At 36.2% G+C, this 18,989-nt stretch carries 15 protein-coding genes; 10 read left to right on the forward strand and 5 right to left on the reverse strand.

What is annotated here, in order from left to right:
• Positions 1-3 precede the first annotated feature (3 nt).
• The 7 genes from ACM5QX_RS17560 (at position 4) to ACM5QX_RS17590 (ending at position 10,122) form a co-directional block, all read left to right on the forward strand.
• On the forward strand, positions 4-453 hold the full coding sequence (locus ACM5QX_RS17560; protein WP_414754697.1) for a hypothetical protein: 450 nt from the start codon (positions 4-6) through the stop codon (positions 451-453).
• A complete protein-coding gene (locus tag ACM5QX_RS17565) occupies positions 453-1,127 on the forward strand; it encodes a hypothetical protein (RefSeq protein WP_414754698.1) in 675 nt (224 codons plus the stop codon). Before ACM5QX_RS17560 ends, ACM5QX_RS17565 begins: the two co-directional genes overlap by 1 nt.
• Positions 1,128-1,132: 5 nt before the next feature.
• Entirely contained in the window at positions 1,133-2,938 is a 1,806-nt protein-coding gene (locus ACM5QX_RS17570) for an N-6 DNA methylase (RefSeq protein ID WP_414754699.1), read from the forward strand.
• Positions 2,935-4,302, forward strand: coding sequence for a restriction endonuclease subunit S (locus ACM5QX_RS17575; RefSeq protein ID WP_414754700.1), 1,368 nt, complete (start codon positions 2,935-2,937; stop codon positions 4,300-4,302). Before ACM5QX_RS17570 ends, ACM5QX_RS17575 begins: the two co-directional genes overlap by 4 nt.
• A gap of 85 nt (positions 4,303-4,387) precedes the next feature.
• Positions 4,388-6,250: an RNA-binding domain-containing protein gene (locus tag ACM5QX_RS17580; RefSeq protein WP_414754701.1), complete on the forward strand. Its 1,863-nt coding sequence runs from the start codon at positions 4,388-4,390 to the stop codon at positions 6,248-6,250.
• A gap of 224 nt (positions 6,251-6,474) precedes the next feature.
• Positions 6,475-9,522, forward strand: a complete 3,048-nt coding sequence (locus ACM5QX_RS17585) for a dynamin family protein (RefSeq protein ID WP_414754702.1) — start codon at positions 6,475-6,477, stop codon at positions 9,520-9,522.
• 6 nt (positions 9,523-9,528) lie between these two features.
• Complete coding sequence (locus ACM5QX_RS17590; RefSeq protein ID WP_414754703.1) at positions 9,529-10,122, forward strand: hypothetical protein; 594 nt, start codon at positions 9,529-9,531, stop codon at positions 10,120-10,122.
• A 211-nt stretch (positions 10,123-10,333) separates the two neighbouring features.
• Here the strand turns inward: ACM5QX_RS17590 and ACM5QX_RS17595 are convergent, their stop codons facing one another.
• From ACM5QX_RS17595 to ACM5QX_RS17615, 5 genes are all read right to left on the reverse strand, one after another.
• Positions 10,334-12,850 carry a S8 family peptidase gene (locus ACM5QX_RS17595; RefSeq protein ID WP_414754704.1) on the reverse strand — a complete coding sequence of 839 codons (2,517 nt, stop codon included), beginning with the start codon at positions 12,848-12,850 and terminating at the stop codon, positions 10,334-10,336.
• Between the two features lie 19 nt (positions 12,851-12,869).
• Positions 12,870-13,880: an AAA family ATPase gene (locus tag ACM5QX_RS17600; RefSeq protein WP_414754705.1), complete on the reverse strand. Its 1,011-nt coding sequence runs from the start codon at positions 13,878-13,880 to the stop codon at positions 12,870-12,872.
• A 302-nt stretch (positions 13,881-14,182) separates the two neighbouring features.
• Positions 14,183-14,317, reverse strand: a complete 135-nt coding sequence (locus tag ACM5QX_RS17605) for a hypothetical protein (RefSeq protein WP_414754707.1) — start codon at positions 14,315-14,317, stop codon at positions 14,183-14,185.
• 3 nt (positions 14,318-14,320) lie between these two features.
• Positions 14,321-14,518 (reverse strand): hypothetical protein, encoded by a 198-nt coding sequence (locus tag ACM5QX_RS17610; RefSeq protein ID WP_414754708.1) that lies wholly within the window; start codon positions 14,516-14,518, stop codon positions 14,321-14,323.
• The gene (locus tag ACM5QX_RS17615) at positions 14,472-14,657 is read right to left on the reverse strand and encodes a helix-turn-helix domain-containing protein (RefSeq protein ID WP_414754709.1); all 186 of its coding nucleotides are present in this window, start codon (positions 14,655-14,657) and stop codon (positions 14,472-14,474) included. Before ACM5QX_RS17615 ends, ACM5QX_RS17610 begins: the two co-directional genes overlap by 47 nt.
• Here ACM5QX_RS17615 and ACM5QX_RS17620 point away from each other — a divergent pair, their 5' ends adjacent.
• The 3 genes from ACM5QX_RS17620 to ACM5QX_RS17630 all read left to right on the forward strand — a co-directional run.
• On the forward strand, positions 14,658-14,960 hold the full coding sequence (locus ACM5QX_RS17620; protein WP_414754710.1) for a hypothetical protein: 303 nt from the start codon (positions 14,658-14,660) through the stop codon (positions 14,958-14,960).
• A gap of 489 nt (positions 14,961-15,449) precedes the next feature.
• Positions 15,450-17,015 (forward strand): AAA family ATPase, encoded by a 1,566-nt coding sequence (locus tag ACM5QX_RS17625; protein WP_414754711.1) that lies wholly within the window; start codon positions 15,450-15,452, stop codon positions 17,013-17,015.
• A 1-nt stretch (position 17,016) separates the two neighbouring features.
• The coding region (locus ACM5QX_RS17630; protein ID WP_414754712.1) for a hypothetical protein at positions 17,017-18,989 on the forward strand (1,973 nt) is incomplete at its 3' end.

Below are 18,989 nucleotides of genomic sequence, written 5' to 3' on the forward strand. Positions count from 1 at the left end.
GTTATGAATAACGATGATTATCAAAGCTTATATTATGAGGTTGAAGAAATAATTAATCAGTATAAATTAGGTTGGATTATAGAACAAGTGAATAATTCTATTCATGAAGGAAAAATAGTCAGTATAGAAGACAAATTAGCTAAAAAAAATCGAGAAAAAACTCCTCGGATCAAGCGAGAAGATTACACAGATAAAGAAAAGGTATTACTTTTATTGGAAGCTTTTGAGACAGCAATTGTAAATACTCTAGAGCTAGAGCAAGAAATAGGAAAATTTCTAATGCAAGATATGAGTGATTTACAACTAGAACCAAGAATAAAATTTTATACAGAAGAAGATGAAGATACTCATCATTATTTTATTTTTAATAATAATCAAATAAATTTGCGTTGGCAAGAAGCTAGAAGATTACAAAATTTACTGAATGATTTGCGCCGGGAGATTGAAGAATAATGCCGATCAACTTATCTTTAATTCAAGGAATTAGAACTAGAATAGGGAGCTTAGTTCAGCTAGGATTTGGCAGTTCAACTGATGTATCAGATTTATATGAAGCTTATATTTTTAGTATTTTGATTAGAGCAGCGCAAAATGAAGGAGCAAAGATTAGGTTTCAAAACGCGCTTGAACAAGATACTCAATATTTAATTTTTCGTCGTAGCCCAGGGCAAATTTATGTTTCAACCCACCCCTATACTCATGCTGTAATAGAATTTAACGGTAAACCAATATTAGAAGCTCATGTAGGGATTAGAATTCAAGGACGCTCACAAGTTTCTCATGAATGCGATTTATGTGTCTTATTACAAGAAGAGGCTAGAAGCTGTAGAAGTATATCCTATGAACCTAGACATACAAAAGTAATTATAGCAATTGAATGTAAGCATTATACATCAGATTTACAATTACATCTAGGTAGAAGTTTTATTGGATTAGCGTCAGATTTAAATGTAAAAGAAGACATATATTTTATATCTAACAAAACATCAAATAATATTGAAAAATTGCTAAGTAATCATCGTAAGAAATGGGAACATAATATAATCCCTAGACAAGCAAATGAAATTCAAAGATTAATGTACGCTTTTCAGCGAAATTTTAAAGATTTTAAAGCAAGATATAATTAGCCAGAATGCCCAAACGCACTACCAAACAAAACGATAAACCCGTAACTACGGCCCAAAAACTGGGAAGCGTGATTAAGTCAGCGCGTGACATCATGCGGACGGATAAGGGATTAAATGGAGAATTAGACCGTCTTCCCCAGTTGACTTGGATTATGTTCTTGAAACTTTTGGATGATTCCGAGAAACTGCATGAGGTGGAAGCAGAGTTAGAAGAAATTTCTTATAAACCAACTATTCAAACGCCTTATCGCTGGCGAGATTGGGCTGCTAATGAAAATTTTACGGGCGATCGCTTGAAAAGTTTCATCAACAATGATGAGGCAATTTTACCCGATGGCACAAAAGGTGCAGGGTTACTCACTTATTTGCGGAATCTCAAAAGCAAAAGTGGACGCGATCGCGCTGATGTTATCGCCAAGGTATTTAAAGATGTTAACAACCGCATGACTAGCGGGACTTTACTGTGGGATGTGCTGAGTAAGGTAAATGAAATTCACTTTGATAAATCAGAAGAAGTGAACCTCCTCAGCACCCTCTATGAGTCCATGCTGAAAGAAATGCGGGACGCTGCGGGAGATTCTGGTGAATTTTACACCCCTCGTCCGGTAGTGCGGTTTATTGTGCAGGTGATGGAACCGAAACTGGGAGAAACCATTTTTGACCCTGCTTGCGGAACTGGTGGTTTTTTGGTTGAGGCGTATGAATACCTGAAAAAACAGTGTAGCGCACAGGATTGGCAGATACTTCAGAAAAGCATTATTGGTGCTGAGGCGAAATCCTTGCCTTTAATGTTAGCGCACATGAGTTTGCTGTTACATGGGTTTGAATATCCCGATATTGATGATGGTAATAGTCTGCGGTTTACTATTGCCGAAATGGGTGAAAAAGACTGGGTGGACATCATTCTCACTAACCCGCCGTTTGGGGGTGAGGAGGAAGACAGAATTAAAAATAACTTTCCGCCAGATAGACAAACTAAAGAAACGGCGTTGTTATTCCTTCAGTTGATTATGCGTCGTCTCAGACAAAGACCCAAACCAGGACGCGCAGCAGTAGTATTTCCGAATGGGGTGCTATTTGGGGATGGAATTTGCGCTAAAGTCAAGGAGGATTTGCTCAATAATTTTAATCTGCATACCATTGTCCGTTCACCTAATGGGGTGTTTGCGCCTTATACCAGCATTCCCACAAATTTGTTATTTTTCGACCGTTCTGGACAAACAGATGAAATTTGGTATTATGAAATCCCTTTACCAGAAGGACGAAAAACTTTCACTAAAACTAAGCCGATACAAGATGAAGATTTTGCTGAATGTGTAGCATGGTGGAAGAATCGAGAAGAGAATGAACAGGCTTGGAAGTATAACTTTAGGCAAGCTTATAATCAGGCGATAAAAGAAGCTACACCTCATTGGGATGCCGCTAGAAAAGCAGAGGAAGCTGCTAATAAGCTTGCCAAGTCTGTTAAGGAATTAACTGAGAAAATCCAAGGTTTACAAAATTCTATTTTGGATTTTTCGCTACCCGAAGAAGTTGCACAGATTAAAAGTCAGATTCATTTACTTAAGGATGAAGTAAAACAGGCTCAAACTGAGGAGCAAAGTCAGCGCGAAATTGCGAAAGATGAGAAGGCTAAAGGAGATGCCATTTACTGGCCTATTTATAATCTTGACCGCAAAAACCCGAATAATCAGCAAAATTTTGAGCATTTACCACCTGAGCAGTTAGTTGCTGATATTTTCCAAAAGGATAGGCGGATTGCTGAGATTATGGCAGAGATTCAGCAATTATTGGCAGGTGCAGATAAATGACAAAATTAACAGCCGCTCAAAAACGCTATATCGAAAATGCTAGGCTAATTTCTGCTTTACAATTAATTTTTCACAAATTAGAAGATTCTAAAATTCCTATATATCGTTTAAGCGAATTAGCTGAAACAACATCGGGTGGGACTCCTAGCCGAACAGCAACTAGCTATTATGGTGGTGACATTCCCTGGATTAAATCAGGTGAATTGAATGATGGAATTATTGAACAGGCTGAAGAATTCATCAGTTATGAGGGATTAAAAAATTCTTCTGCAAAAATTTATCCTAAAGGAACTCTTGTCATTGCTCTGTATGGCGCAACTGTTGGAAAACTTGGTATTCTTGGCATTGATGCAGCATCTAATCAAGCGGTTTGTGCCGTTAAACCTAAGACAAATAAGATTAGCACTAATTTTCTATTTTGGTTTCTACGTTATAAAAGGCAAGATTTTCTAAATGATAGTTTTGGCGGCGCTCAACCAAATATAAGCCAGAAGATTTTACGAGAAACTTGCTTACCACTGCCAGACAAAGAGCTTCAAGAAAATATTTGTGATTTTTTAAAGGTTGTTGAAAAAAGGCAAAATGGCGAAACGCACTTAGACTTACCCCAGTTACCTACTATGTTAGAGGAACAAAGACGGATTCTGACGCGGGTTGAGGAACTGGTGGGGAAGATTGAGGAAGTGCGATCGCTACGTCAGAAAGCGGCAAAAGAAACTGAATTTATTATAGGAGCATCCCAAGAAAAGTTTTTCTCTCCGAATGCTGATTCCATCAAGTTAGGTACAATATCTACAGTTATTGATCCAAACCCCTCACATCGATATCCAATTTATGTTGATGATGGTATTCCTATAATTTCAACAGTGGATTTTGTAGGAAATAACGAGATTAGTACAAAAAATGTAAAGCGCGTTCCTTTGTCATTTTACGAAGATACTCTTGGAAGATTCGGAGTAGGGGAAGATGATATTATTTTTTCTCGTAAAGGTAAAGTTGGTTATGCTCGTCCATATCCGGCTAATATGAAACTTGCTATGACTCACACTTTATGTGTAATTCAGCCAGATAGAAATAAAGTTTTACCTGGATACTTACTCCACTATACAAGAAGCCCAGCTTTCATTAACTACCTCATAGGTACAATGAATCCAAACGTTGGTGTTCCAACATTAGGATTAGGTGTAATTCGTTCAGCACCGTTTAATCTTCCATCTCTTTGTGAACAACGTCATATTGTCGCCTACCTTGATGAACTACAAACCAAAGTAGACACAATGAGAAAACTAAGAGAAGAAACAATAAAAGAACTTGATGCCCTGTTACCCTCGATACTTGACAAAGCTTTCAAAGGAGAACTGTAAAAAGTCAAAAGCATCCTAAATTTAGATTAATTTAATAAATTAAAACATACAATAATCCATCAAGTGGGCTAACAGAGGTCTGTAAATGGACTTAGACAATTTACTCCAAAACATAAACGTAAGAGAAGACCAAGACCTTGAGTTTAAGTCAGCTGATGGTGGTTTGCCCAATGATATTTGGGAAACAGTATCCGCATTTGCAAATACAGATGGAGGCTACATTGTACTTGGTGTCAGTGAAAGTAAAAATGGACTTGCGATTTCTGGAGTACGTAATCCAGATGGATTATTGAAAAAGTTTTGGGATAATCATAATAATTTACAAAAACTTAGCACCCCAATTTGTTCTAGTTCAGATGTGCAACTACAACAGGTTGAAACGCAAAATGTAGTGATTATAAGAGTACCCAGAGCCACACCAAAACAGCGTCCTGTGTACATCAATAACAACCCAATTACTGGCACATTCAAACGTAATTTTGAAGGAGATTATCATTGCACTCAAGATGAAGTGCGGCAGATGTTACGGGATGCTGCACATGAATCTCAAGATATCCAAATTTTAGAAGGATTTAATCTTACTGACCTTGATCCAGAAACTCTTAAATCATTTCGCCAAAGGTTTACTTCCAGAGAACCCGATCACCCTTGGCTGGCATTAGACGATAAAAACTTGCTGATACAATTAGGGGGCTGGAAACGCGATCGCCTGACAAGTAAGGAAGGGTTAACATTAGCAGGCTTACTCATGTTTGGTCGTGAGCGCAGTATTTTAGACGCACTTCCTAACTACCAATTAGATTATCAGGAGCGACTTTCTAATGATCCAGAAACCAGATGGACTTATAGATTGACACTCGATGGCAAATGGGAACCTAATCTTTTTAACTTTTACTACCGTGTTTACAGTCGTTTAGTTAACGATATCAATGTTCCGTTTCAACTTAACAAAGATGCAGTGCGGCGAGGTGAAACTCATGTACATGAAGCACTGCGCGAAGCATTAGTTAATACCCTAATTCATGCCGATCATCAATCTAGTCGCCCTATTCTAGTTACCAAATTTACAAATTCTTTTTTCTTTTCTAATCCCGGTCGCCTGAGAATATCTATTCAACAGCTTTATGATGGTGGAATTAGCGATCCTCGCAACCCCAACCTGCAAAAAATGTTCCAAATGCTAGGCTTGGGTGAAAGAGCAGGTTCAGGTTTTGGAAAAATTCTCCGTGCTTGGAAAGAACAGCAATGGTTAATTCCCTTGGTGTCAGAAAAATTAGATTTAGAAATGACATCATTTACATTACCAATGGTCAGCTTGATTCCGGAAAATGTTGAGCGAGAATTAAAAGAGATTATTGGCAATAACTATTCAGAACTAACAGAGTTAGAACGGATTATTTTGGTACTAGCGCATCAATTTGGAGAGATTTGTAATACTGATATTCAACGTTACAGAGAAGAACACCCCAGAGAAATAGGAGACCGTCTTAAGCATTTAGTATATAAAGGTTGCTTAGAACGTTCTGGTCGTGGTCGTGGAACAAACTATACTTTAACTAATAAGGAAGCTAAACCTGATTTGTTTTCACTGCTCCCAAGCTCCGAACATTACGAATCTAGCCCCGAACATTATGAGCCAAGCTCCGAACATTACGAATCTAGCCCCGAACATTACAAGCGACTAGAAGATATTGCCGCCCCCGTTCGTGAGAAAGGTCGCACCAGTAAACAGGTTGTGGAGCAGGTTATTTTAGAGCTTTGCTCCGAACATTACTTACCACTCCGAACATTAGCTGAACTACTGGGAAGAGAACCTGACAGCATTCGGAACCACTATGTAAACCCCATGTTAGATAGAGGCTTATTAAAGCTGCGATACCCTGAACAACTGAGTCATCCTCAGCAGGCATACATAACGGCATCTTCCCTAAACATAGACCAACCGTAGTCAACCGTAACTTTATTATTGAAGCAGGTACTAGGAAGCCCAATTCAGGAGGCGATCGCCTGAACTAGTGGAGTTTGGCTTGGGAGGTGCGATCGCAACTATGAGCTATGTTTTAACTTAACAAATATTTTTTCTATAGTAGTTATTTATAGTTTAGGGCTGGGAAGAATAAGCAAAGACTTAAACTAAATGCCAATAAAATAACCTGAAGCGATAATCTTTATATGATTAACCTTGGAAAAATTTCCCAGGAATACCCACAGCTTTTTGATTATCTAACTTGTAATCATGATGAATTAATTAGATATAGAGGTCAAGTAAAAGATTTTTTAAAAGATTGTAGACAACAGCTTAACTCAAAATTACTAAATAAAACAAACATTAGCTACTTTTTAAGCATTAGTAAGATAGAAATAGATATTGGACTAAATAAAATTTGGCAAGTTACAAGCTTGATAGCTGAAATGGCTGAATTTGGCTGTATTACTGCCAAAATGGCAGTCTTTGATTTAGTAGTTGATACTCTTATTTTAGAAATAAAAAAGAAAAAAGCATTCTTTATTAATGACTTATATTTAATTATTAATCAAAATCTTTATAGGGAAAACAGCGAAACTGCCACCTTAAGTAATATTAGAAGCTACCTGGAACTTTTTGAGGAAGAAACTGAAGCAAGACTTTTAGAACTAGCTCATCAATATCCAGAATTACGTTTTGTAATTTTGAGTTTGCTTACTAATATTAATCTAAAGCCCTCATCTCAGTATAATGATCAAGATTTAGAAAAATACGCAAGAATTGTTAAAACTGAAAGATTAGCAAAAAAACATATTCAATCAGAATTAGATAAATTAGATAAATATTTACAGTATAAAAAACACTTACTAAAACTTACGTCTAAAGTCTTAGAAAATCATCTAGACCAGCAGCTTAATGAACGTAATCAAGAAATTATCACAGAAATTAAGAATGAGGAAATCATGAATAATATACAAACTTGGGATGATGTTCGTATTAATTTAACTACAGAACTAAAAAAAACAATTATATTTCTAACCGAAAAAGGAATTACTGATGCAGCTAATGGATTGCAAAGAGAACTAAGCAAAATAGAAGAAAATACATATCAAATTGCTTTTATTGCAACAATGAAGGCTGGTAAATCAAGCTTAATTAATGCAATATTAGGCTTTGAACTACTACCATCCTTAGAAAAATCTTGTACTGGCAGACTAACCTTTATAAATCATTGTGATGGAGAAACTGTTGCTCATATCAGTGTTAAAGATAAAACTTTAGTGATTTCTTATAGAGATGTAAGTAGTTTAAAAAAATATTTAAACAGATACCTAGAGAGTGGCTTAATTACAAATGCTGAAGTTTATTGCTCAGAAGTTATAGAAGATATTGAGTCTATAACTTATATTAGTAATCCTTTTGAAGAAATTGACGAAAACTTCGATATTCATGCTAATCAAGCTCGTCTATTTTTAAGAGAGAGTGTAATATCTATCAAAAACATTGATGCAGTAGAATTAGGAAGTTTTATTAATAATAAGTATGTACAAGAGCTAAAAATAGATACGCCAATACGCTATCTCAAAAATCATATTAAGCTTGATGGTATTCAACTTGTAGATACACCAGGTCCTAATTCAGCAGCCCATACTGACCATAAACGCATAACATACAATTTTATTGATAAAGCAAATGTAGTTATTTATGTGATTGACTTCACAAAGTTTGATATTTCTGGTGAAGATGAATTATTACAAGAAATTAAAAGGCAAAGAGAAAGATTCAACCCTGAATTTTATGAAAAATTCTTTTTTGTGATCAATAAAATTGATATGCACGAATCTTACAAAGGTGCAACTTTAGAAGATAAATTACAAGACATTCGCCATCGTATTCAAAACGGTTACGGCTATAAAGTTCCTGACAAGCATATTATAGGTGTTGCAGCCAAACCTGCGTTATTGTATAGAATTGACGAGCAAGGCTTATCAGATAAAGAAAGAAAAAAAGAGTTTCAAAAATTTTTTGCTCCTTTTTTAGATTTAGATGATGTGACACCTGAATCGGTAATTCAAGCTAAAAATCAAGTTATCTTAAGCTCGAATATTCAAGCATTAGATAATGCTATCATCAGCTATTTGCAAAATAGTAATCAAACTAAAGACTTAATTACTGATGCAATCAATAGAGCTAATATATATATTCAAGATTATAAACGTTCCTTACAGGAAAGTTTAGGATACTCTCAGAAAACTTTAAATGAGTTAGAAGAGATAGTTATTAGACTGAAACAATGGCTCAAAGAAGCAGAAGCTGATAAAAATGTTTTGAATCAAAAAATAGACCTATCTAAAAAAAAGTTTAGAGGTTCCCTAATTAAAAAATACAATAACTTTGGAGAAGAATTGTCTATTTTAATAGATAAAATCTTTGATATTGCCAAAATTAATAATAAATTTGATGGTGTTTGGGAACTTATTACGCAATCATTAGGTTCAGTATCTAGTTTTATTATAAATTTTCTAAAATTGGATAAAAGCCTTCAAGACAGATTTCAAATACTTGTTAATATTGCTGGCAGTATTATAAATTTAGGTGATAATAAGAATGAAAACGAAATAAATAAAGTACTAAAAACATACAATGACATACTCACAGAAACAACTAGAGAAATGGCTACGAAGTTTGAAGTAGAACTTAAATTATTTGCTAGCGCAGAACGCCAAAAGATTTTTGATGAAGCATATAATGATGCAAACAAAATTATTACCGATTTAAATCGAAAAATTGGCGATACATTAAACATAAAACTAAATACTCAAAATTTTGTATTCCCAAAAATTCAATTAGATTCTGTAATAGATAAAGTAGAATCTCTATATAATTCTAGGAAAACTGGGGGTGGTTGCTGTAGTAGTCCTAAAACAGTTTATTCTGTTAGATTAGATCAATTGCAAAAATCATCAAAAGAAAATATTAAAAATGCTGTTAAAGAAGCTAAAAAGAAAATACTTCTGTTAACGGAAGAAGGTATAGAAGAAATAATAAGATATTTAGATGATCAAATCAATATTCAAATTAAAAAGCTAACTCAAAATCTAAATGAAGCTATTAATAAACAGAAAACCATAGGTTTTAATGTTCAAGATGAAATTGTCAGATTAGAGTTAGAAATTGAAGAAGTTGACGAAAAACTAAATACGCTTGATGTACTACTTCAAGTCACTAAAAACTATTACAAAGAGCTAGGGTAACTATTTATGTGGTTTTTACCAATTATCAATACAGGGCTTGATATTATTAGTGGCTTGATAAACGGATTTAATAACCGCGAACAACAAAAGTTAGCAATTATTGAATATGAAAAGCAAGCTCGATTAGAAATGGAAAAGCTCCAACTTATATCAGAAATTGATAGACAGACTAAAGAGAATAATTTATTGATAATGAAGGGAATACTTGAAATCCTGCAAAATATAGTAAAAACTGATGTTGAGTTAAATATACTAGCAAAAAGAAGCGAAACAGCCATAAGTATGCAAATTGGCGATTGGCTATTAGCAAAAAGAAAAGAGATTTGTGACTTAAATAATGAGCAGATAAGACAACTTAATTATTTTCTAAATAGAGCTAAAGAATTGGATGAAGCTGATCAAGAAAAATTTAAGTCAATTGTCTATGAGAATTTTGAATATAACAAGAAAAGTATTATTGATAATAATAACTTTTTGGTTAAACAAGCTGAGGAACTAGCTGCAAAAAGCGGAATTAAAGTAATTTCTATAAAAGAGGAATTTAAGCATTTATTAGGAGTGGATACGTTCAAATTATTGGAAGGTTTTGAAAATATATAGATTTAAATATCTGTTAAATACAGATAAAATACTTATCTGATATCTTGATGTGCTTTATTGATGAAGCAAATACTAGGAATAAAAATTTAGGAAGGATAGCTTGATGCTGTAAGGTTTATCTTGAAAAACGCTATCGCATCATGAAAAACAAGCCAAGCTTCAATTACTTTTTTTCGTCAAGAATGATGCGCTTACTCTACTTCATTCTCAATTAAACTCTTGCTCTTTGTCGCTCTTGCTCTCTTTCACTTCTCTGGTTAATCTGGAGCCTCATACGATTGTATAAATTAACTTGAGTATCAGAATGGCTAATTGAAGCAACTAAGGCATAACGTTGCATTTCTATTTCATCTGGGTTTGCCCATTTACGGTTACAGCTCACAACCAGAGTCATGTTCCCTTGCTCATATTTTGTGGACTGAGGAAATATTTTTACTTGTCCCCTTTGTACCGTTCCTTTCTTCCGAAGGTTAGAACCTGGAGATAAATCAACCGAGATGCCAGAACCATGATTTTTCTTCAAAATATCTAGAGATATTTCTGTAAATTTATCAGGCTCATTTGTTTTCCTAGCATCTACATAAGCATTCACAATACTTGTATGGTCAAGACCCTTGAAAAGATTGAATTCCATTGTGACTCCCAAATATGAGTCTCCACGAGTAGGACGAGTTGGTGGGTCAAATGCCAAGGTGATTGAGAGTATGCGAGTACCTTTTACTTCAAAAAATTCGGGCGGTAATTGAGGAATTTCATAAATATGAAACTTGCCTACTGGAATTAAAATGTTGTCTTCTGATAAAACAACGTAATTCTCAGCAGAATACATTGCACGTTCCAAATCACTCTGTCCATAACCATAGATAGCTAGTTGGTTCTCAATTTGCTTTGTCTTTTGACTCTGAGATTGGTGACTGTGACATTGAAATTCAGGCGGGATTTCCTTGGGAATAACCGCAGAGTTAACAATAAGGGCCCGAATCAAATTAGAACTAGCTTCTGGATATTTTGTAAAAAGTTGAGCAGCAAGGTTAGCAACACGGGGTGCAGCAAAGCTCGTACCACTACAGATATGAAATAAAGAACTATTAAAATCTTTGGAGAGGGTAACAACAGAAACACCAGCTACGGTATCTGGGAGTCGCAATTTAGCTTTAGGTAAATCCAGTCCTTCTCGATATTTGAGGTCTAATACAACATCTCCGCCAAAGTCCACAACATCTGGCTTTATCATCCCATCCACTCCAAAACCAGTTCTCGTAAAGGGAGAGGGGTATCCTGGTAAATTGGCGATCGCCTGACGACGAACATCAGAAGGTTCTGTAATACTACCCCGACCAAATGATACAGAACCTACAGTTAGTGCAATTGCTGAAGTTGCAGGGTCGATAATTCGAGCATCTTCGTTCAGGAGATAATTTGGGTAGTCAGTCTGTAGTTGCTCATCTGATTTTGCCTCTTTATGAGGTGGTTCCGTATTCCCTGCTGAAACCACAAAAACAATATTTTTATTTTGGTACTGGTAAGCAATTTCATCTATCTTTGCAGCTAATCGAAACTGCTTCATACCGTCTCGGTAAATTTGTTCATCGTTACCTAGCGAGATATTTATGACTTTGCAATTAGGATACTGTTCAACAAAAGCACGAATGGCTTCATGAAGTTGAGTTTCTATAAGAAGATCCTCATCATATTTGTTATTCTCATCTGTTACACGAGCAGAAAATAACCAAGCTGTTGGATCAAAAGAACGCTGTTGAATGCAGTTGTCAACATTTCCATAGATAGCAATGCCCGCAACACTTGTACCATGTCCATGTACATCGTCCGGGCCACCTTTTATGAATTGCCGTTTTGCATCTGGAAATACTTCAGCCTCACCCAGTGCAGGAGCAATTAAAGGATGTCCACGCTGTACACCAGAGTCGATAACCAGAATACCGCAATTATCTTCAGGTGGGGAAACAACTTCGGGAAAAGCAGAAATTGGCAGATTATAGTCAGCAGTTGTTTCAAAAGCAGGTTGGGGTGGGCGATCAATTTCTTTGACTATGGGCAATTCTAGTAAAAGCTCTAAAACTTCTTGAGTAACTTTAATTCGAGCAATACAGAGGTATTCGCCAACGTAGCTATCAGTCATTCTCATAGGAGCAGTATCGCTGGATAAGCCCTCTATATCTTTGGCAAAACCATCTAAATACTTTCGCATTTCTTTGGGATAGCCTGTATGCCAGAGTTCCAAATCTAAGGCTGCAAGTTCATCTGGTTGTACAGGCTTTAGTTGTAACAAACGACCAATGCGATCCTGTGGTTCGAGGGGAACTAGCTCATCAATTGCCCCTAAGTATTCATATTTGGGGCCATCTTTAATCTGGCTGTAACTCTCTAACCGCTTTTTGAATTCAGTTAGCTCATTGTCAGATGAAAATACAACAATAGCTTTACTAGGTTCTCGTGCTAAGACATTTAGTCCTATCTGAGTTACCAAGTCGTCCGAAAAAGAATGTTTTTCAGCAACTTTTATCTTAAAAATTAGTTTTGGGTCGAGACGAAAAGGGCTAGTTTTTTGCTTAACAGGCTCAATTAGGGTAGAAATTTGATCTAATAGCAGCTTACCGTGTTCACTGACATTAGTACGTTTTGTACCCCCAAAACCACCAGTTGATCGCCGAGGTAATTCAATGCTTATTATTCTCGGTAATTTCAGGTGTTCAAACTGACTACCCATCGTGATTAGACGTAAATAGTTATCTTGAGTTTGCTATTATACTTTGTCTTGTGACAAAACGGCCTATTGCTACTTCTAAATCATCAGCAGTCAAGGTACGTTCACCCCTTAGAATCACAGCTTTAATAGCGTCAGAGCATATACGCTCTATATCTGCTCCAGTAGCATTCTCAAGCCGAGTAGCAAAAGCAAACAAATCAATAGCAGTATAACGAATAGCAGATAAATAACGACTCAAAAGAGCCGTCCGCAGTTCAACCGACGGGTTATCAAAAAAAATCACTTCATCAAAACGTCGCCAAACAGCACTGTCTAGGAGTTTTTCGTGATTAGTAGCTGCAACAAATATACTTTGATTAGTTGCGTTATCGATGAGTTGTAGCAGGCTATTCACTAACCGTTTTACTTCACCATGTTCATTGAAATTATCCCGATCGCGGGCGATCGCATCAAACTCATCGAACAAAACAAGCCATTCACCCTTTTCAATGTAGGTAAAAATTTTCTGAAGATTCGTTGCTGTTTCACCTAAGTAAGAAGAGAATACTGCCGTTAGGTTCACGTAAACAAGGGGCAGACCAAGTGCGCTGGAGAGAACTTTTGCGGTTTGGGTTTTACCACAGCCAGGTGGCCCGCAGAATAGTAATTTGTTTTTGGGTTTGAGATTGTAAGCTGCGAGTATGTCTTGCTTACGGTTTTCGAGGACAATTTCTTGCAGAATATCAAAAATTGTTTCGCTGAGGACAATGTGATCCCAGGTTAGATCGAATTGTTTTACCTCAAGTAAAGCCAGCCCAGTATCCTTGTCTTTGGGCGGTTCAGGAAACTGACTCCAAGGGCTAGGGTTAGCAGCTAGGGGTTTTGTGTATCCATTCCCGTTTTGAAGCAGTTTTTCCAGATCCCTAGCAAGCAATATATGATTTTTATTTCTTTCTTCTTCGATTAGTTCCTTAGCGGCAGCTAAAAACTCTTCTCTCTCATTGCGAGAGAAGCTTCTGAAGAGTTTTCTGAGAATTTCGCCGCGTGCCATATTTTATAACCGAAACCGGATACTCGGTGTACCCTAATTTTATAGTACATTTGCACTATCAAAGTGAAGAATGCAAAAAGCTATTTACCATAGCACTGAAATATTACACTTGGCAGGAATCATTCCTCAAGTTATATAGCTAAGACTTACTTTTATACTGGGTAAATAAATGGGTTGCTTTACACTATAGCTACTATTCTCAACTAACTGAATAGCAATCGCCTCGACACCATTTTAGACCGCTACTAAAATTCCGTAACAAAGCTGTTCAGAATAAAAAGCTGTTTACACTCGAATATATTCTAGCCTTCTGTCCACTTCAGCAAATCACATCTCATACCATCTACAGACAACAAGTATAGCCAAAATTCTTCAAACTTTTCACTGCCGTCGAAAAAGCCGATTAGACAGAAATCTATCCCCGCAAGTGATGGCATTTCTTAGCAATGCTTCTGACGCTTCGCCATTGTTGCAAACGGCAGGAAACAGTGAGGACATTCACCTTGTACCCACTCTGCGGGAATCGGGAATGGAGTTTCACAGTTAGCACACTTCGTTAACAAGCGTAAATTGTGGCGATCGCACTCATGCTCAATCAACAAGAGAAACTTCGCTGCGATCGCCGTCATCTGGCTCATATTCCAAAAGCTCACCGGGTTGACAATTCAATGCCTTGCAAATACCGTTTAACCTTTCTGGGGTTAATCGAGGTATTTTATCAACCTTGCGAAAGACTGCGATCGCCTTTTGTGCAACCCCATTGATGAGGTCATTCACATGATTACACAAGAAGTATTTGATAACCGAAGTTTGGCACAATCCGAGTTCGAGGAATACGTTGAGGAGTTAGCTGATGCAGTAGCACCAGAAATTGAAATCGACTCAGTACCAGATGATCTGGGAGAAATGTACCGAGTTTGGTATGGTTCTCAGCTTCTAGGAACTTTTTATCAAAATTTTGAGGGCAAATGGGTAGCACAACCCTGTAATAGGGATGAAAGACCTTGTTGTAACACTCCTGAGTTAGCACAGATTTTCATTGTTGCTGTCAACGGTTTGCTAGTAGCGGATGTAGCGTAAAAACTGGCATAAATTATTTTTCCATTACCTAGAGACGTGGTTAAACTCACGTCTTTTTCTCATTTAAAGTTTTGTGTAAAATTGCAAAATATTAAACTTAAGAGTGAAAGTTGCATTTTTGAATCTTAAACTGCGAGTTTAGTACTTAGAACAGCTATGCGAATACGCGATGTTTTTAGGTATCAATGACAAAAAGCGATGTCTACGATGTGCTGTGCTACGCCCTACGTACTTTATCAAATGATTATAAAAATCAAATCGCAGAGGTAGAGAGAAAGAAGGCTGAGGAAGAGGTTACAGCAGATTGCAAATGAATGAGATGGAGATAATCTTAGGGAACATGTGGTACCCCTACCCGTGTACTTCATTTACGTGAAATACGATCTAAGAAAGAGCGATCGCTATAATAAGACTGTATATTTGCTTAATTTTGGCATCTGTCGTTAGGATAAATTATAGGTGTAAAAATTATTTCTACTGGTAGCGAAGATGAATATTGACCTTGTAGTTAATGCACTTAAAAGTATTGCTAAACCTGCGGCTTCTCTGGTTATTAATCAAGCTCAACGCAATGAAACTGTAGTTAGAACCTTAAAACAATTCAATTTTGACCCAGTGCAACCGCCTAAAGATGTTGATGGTGTCTATGTTTATTCTTTAATTGAGTATGGTGTAGATAAGCCCGAAGTACTGCTGAATCTTTTTCGAGCAAGAGAAATTAAAAATGCTTTTTGGAGTGCTTATACTTCAAACGATCCTTTGGGTTTTTACAAGGAAGTAGAAAAGTTTTTGCAGGGGAAGGATTCAGAATTTGATATCCGATTGATGAAAATTGAACTGCAATCGGAGTTGGAGGAGTTCGGGGAAATATTTATTAAGGTTGCTAAAAGAAGTAAATCAATAGAGTTTCAGCCTTTTCCTAAATGGAATTTAGACGAGTATCCAACAGAATTTAAGTCGTTAATTAGAGAAAAAATTCGCTCGTTTTGTGGTCGTCAGTTTGTTTTTGACGCATTTAAGCAATTTTGCAATAAAAATCGCAGTGGTTATTTTACAGTAGTGGGTGATGCGGGGATGGGGAAGAGTACCATTGCTGCTAAATACGTCTCGGACAATAAATCGCCATGCTATTTTAATATTCGCCAAACTAGTAGCAATCGAGCGGAGCTATTTCTTGAAAGTATTCGCCAGCAATTAAGTAAGCGTTACCAGTTGCAGAATGTCGAGAAGGCTAATTTAGCTGATTTACTAGAACAAGTTAGTAAAAAAATTCCTGTTAGCGAACGTCTGGTAATTGTAGTTGATGCTTTGGATGAAGTGGAGCAAGAAGCTGGGGGAAATCTTTTAGATTTACCAACGGCGCTACCAGAACGTGTCTATTTTCTGCTGACTAGACGACCATATACTATAGATAAAAAACGCTTGTCTGCACCAGATGTCCCGATGGAGGAGCTAGATTTAAGGGCAAATGACTATGTTAATTTGAGCCGTGAAGATATCAAAAAGTATATTGGGTTATTTTTGAATGTCGATGAAGACCATAAGAAGGCACTTAGACAATGGATTCAAGACCGCAAAATTGATGAGAATGATTTTGTTGAGCAGGTAGCAACTAAGAGTGAAAATAATTTCATGTACCTGCGCTATGTCTTGCCAGGAATTGCTAAAGGTGACTATCAAGACCTGAGTTTAAAGCAATTACCCAATGGTCTTAAGGAATATTATCAAGTTCATTGGGAACGTATGGGGATGGATGCAAAGCCCCAAGAAGTAAAAGTATTTATCCTGTTTATTTTAGTGGAGATTGGTACACCAATTCCTTATGAGATGATAGCAGCTATTGCCAAAGAAGATGAATATGATGTGCAATTAGTTTTAGAAGAGTGGGTTGAGTATTTGAAGCAGCAGGATATAAAAGGAGAAATCTGCTATAGCATTTATCACGCTAGTTTTTTAGACTTTTTGAAAGCAAAACGGGTTTTGGATTCTAAACGGAAGCTATTTCAAGAGGTTAATCAAGGCATTGCAGACTACCTTGTAACGAAGATGGAGTGATATGGGAGAATTTGCAGACAAATTAGCGGCACAAAGTCCCGCTTTTCAACGTGCTTACTTGGGTAGTTTAGCTCCAAATTTAGTGAAGTCGGGAAATTTAGAAAAGTATTACCAAACCCTGACAGATTTCGATTTTATAGTCACGAAGATTAATCATCCTGAGTTTGGAGTGCAATCACTAATTGAAGATTATGATTTACTGGACGACAACAATCAAATTAAATTACTGCAATTGATTCAACAAACCCTGCGACTATCAGCACATATTTTAGCAGAAGATAAGAAACAATTAGCCAGCCAATTACAAGGACGATTACTGGGCTTTGAAGAAATACCTGAAATTCAGACATTCTTAGAGAAGGTCAAGCAAAGCCAAACTTATACTTGCTTGCATTCTTTAACCCCAAGTTTAATACCACCAGGCAGACGCTTGGTACGCACTCTTGTAGGTCATAGTGACTGGGTAAAAGCAGTAGCTGTGACTCCTAATGGTAAACAGGTAATTTCTGGTTCTAAAGACAACACTCTTAAAGTTTGGAATCTAGAAACTGGAGAAGAACAATTCACTTTAATAGGTCACACTGAGTCCGTAAATGCTATCGCAGTTACCCCTGATGGTAAGCGAGTAATTTCTGGTTCCTCTGACCATACTCTCAAAATCTGGGATTTAGCAACAGGTAATGAACTTTTTACTTTTTCTGGTCATCGTACTCAAGTAGTTGCTTTAACAGTGACTCCTGATAGCAAGTGGGTGATTTCTGCTTCAGTACCCAATATTATTAAAGTCTGGGATTTGGAATCAGGAAAAGAAAAGTTTACCGTTTTTCCTCATAGTGATTTAATCAGGTCAATTGTGGCTTATCCAGATAGCAAATTTTTTATATCTGGCTCAGATGATAAGACTATTAAGGTTTGTGATTTAAAAACTGGTAGGGAACATTTTAGCTTTAATAATATAGATAAAGAACCACGAGAAGGACAATTTGCAGATGAGGTGTACCCAGATGAAGTATATGCAGTTGCAATTAGTCCCAATAGCAAGTTACTAATTGCTGGTTCAAGTACAAATGCTGTTAGAGTTTGGAATTTAGAAACGGAAAAACTACTTTTCGTCCTATTAGGTCATACTGCTCCGATAGTTGCTGTCGCTGTTACATCTGATAGTAAACAATTAATTTCTGCGTCACTAGACAAAACGCTCAAAGTCTGGGATTTAGAGTCTGGTAAAGAACTTTTTACCATTACTGGACATAATGACTCACTATATGCTGCCGCAGTTACCCTTAACGGCAAGTGGTTAATTTCTGGTTCAAAAGACAAAACGCTAAAAGTTTGGAGTCTTGAATCTCTTGAATCTGAAGAAGATACTAGTCCTAATCATTATAGAAATTCTGTCTATGCAAGTGCTATCAGCTTAGATGGCAAATATGCAATTTTTAGTTTAGAAGGTAATACACTTAAAGTCTGGGATTTGGAAGATATAAAAGAAATTTCTAGTATCAATGAACAAGAATCTAAAAATATTATAGTCGTGGTAATAAGAGTATTATGGCTAATTACAAATTATTTATTTTTTGTTACACAAGCTATATTTTTAGCTATATTGATTACTCCTTTCATTCCTTTTGTGATTGTTTATGAACTTGTTTCTCAAAAAAAACATTTTCCAGATAAAAGTGAAGAAAGAGAAAACGTTATTCATTTAGAAAGTGATAAATCGTTATATGAGGATGTTTTAGAATTATTTTATATTAGTAATATATCAAAAAAAAGAACTTGGTTTACTTCAAGGAAAGAACTACAAAAAATATATCGTGATGAAGTAAAAAAAATAATTTTTACTCGAAATATACCATCTTTATCTAACAATCTTAAAAAGATTTTCTTGCAAGAAAATCAGCGTATTATTGTAATCAATACAGAAATGTTGAATGTCGTAATAAAACTTTACATATTTAGATATGGTAGTGTTAT

The sequence above is a fragment of the Anabaena sp. CCY 9910 genome (assembly GCF_963920875.1).
GTDB lineage: Bacteria > Cyanobacteriota > Cyanobacteriia > Cyanobacteriales > Nostocaceae > Trichormus > Trichormus variabilis.

Coding starts and splice junctions, on each gene's coding strand:
- ACM5QX_RS17590 (WP_414754703.1), top strand. CDS start 9,529: ATGTGGTTTTTACCAATTATCAATACAGGGCTTGATATTATTAGTGGC.
- ACM5QX_RS17625 (WP_414754711.1), top strand. CDS start 15,450: ATGAATATTGACCTTGTAGTTAATGCACTTAAAAGTATTGCTAAACCT.
- ACM5QX_RS17570 (WP_414754699.1), top strand. CDS start 1,133: ATGCCCAAACGCACTACCAAACAAAACGATAAACCCGTAACTACGGCC.
- ACM5QX_RS17580 (WP_414754701.1), top strand. CDS start 4,388: ATGGACTTAGACAATTTACTCCAAAACATAAACGTAAGAGAAGACCAA.
- ACM5QX_RS17565 (WP_414754698.1), top strand. CDS start 453: ATGCCGATCAACTTATCTTTAATTCAAGGAATTAGAACTAGAATAGGG.
- ACM5QX_RS17610 (WP_414754708.1), bottom strand. CDS start 14,518: ATGAGCCAGATGACGGCGATCGCAGCGAAGTTTCTCTTGTTGATTGAG.
- ACM5QX_RS17605 (WP_414754707.1), bottom strand. CDS start 14,317: ATGCCATCACTTGCGGGGATAGATTTCTGTCTAATCGGCTTTTTCGAC.
- ACM5QX_RS17560 (WP_414754697.1), top strand. CDS start 4: ATGAATAACGATGATTATCAAAGCTTATATTATGAGGTTGAAGAAATA.
- ACM5QX_RS17620 (WP_414754710.1), top strand. CDS start 14,658: ATGATTACACAAGAAGTATTTGATAACCGAAGTTTGGCACAATCCGAG.
- ACM5QX_RS17600 (WP_414754705.1), bottom strand. CDS start 13,880: ATGGCACGCGGCGAAATTCTCAGAAAACTCTTCAGAAGCTTCTCTCGC.
- ACM5QX_RS17575 (WP_414754700.1), top strand. CDS start 2,935: ATGACAAAATTAACAGCCGCTCAAAAACGCTATATCGAAAATGCTAGG.
- ACM5QX_RS17585 (WP_414754702.1), top strand. CDS start 6,475: ATGATTAACCTTGGAAAAATTTCCCAGGAATACCCACAGCTTTTTGAT.
- ACM5QX_RS17595 (WP_414754704.1), bottom strand. CDS start 12,850: ATGGGTAGTCAGTTTGAACACCTGAAATTACCGAGAATAATAAGCATT.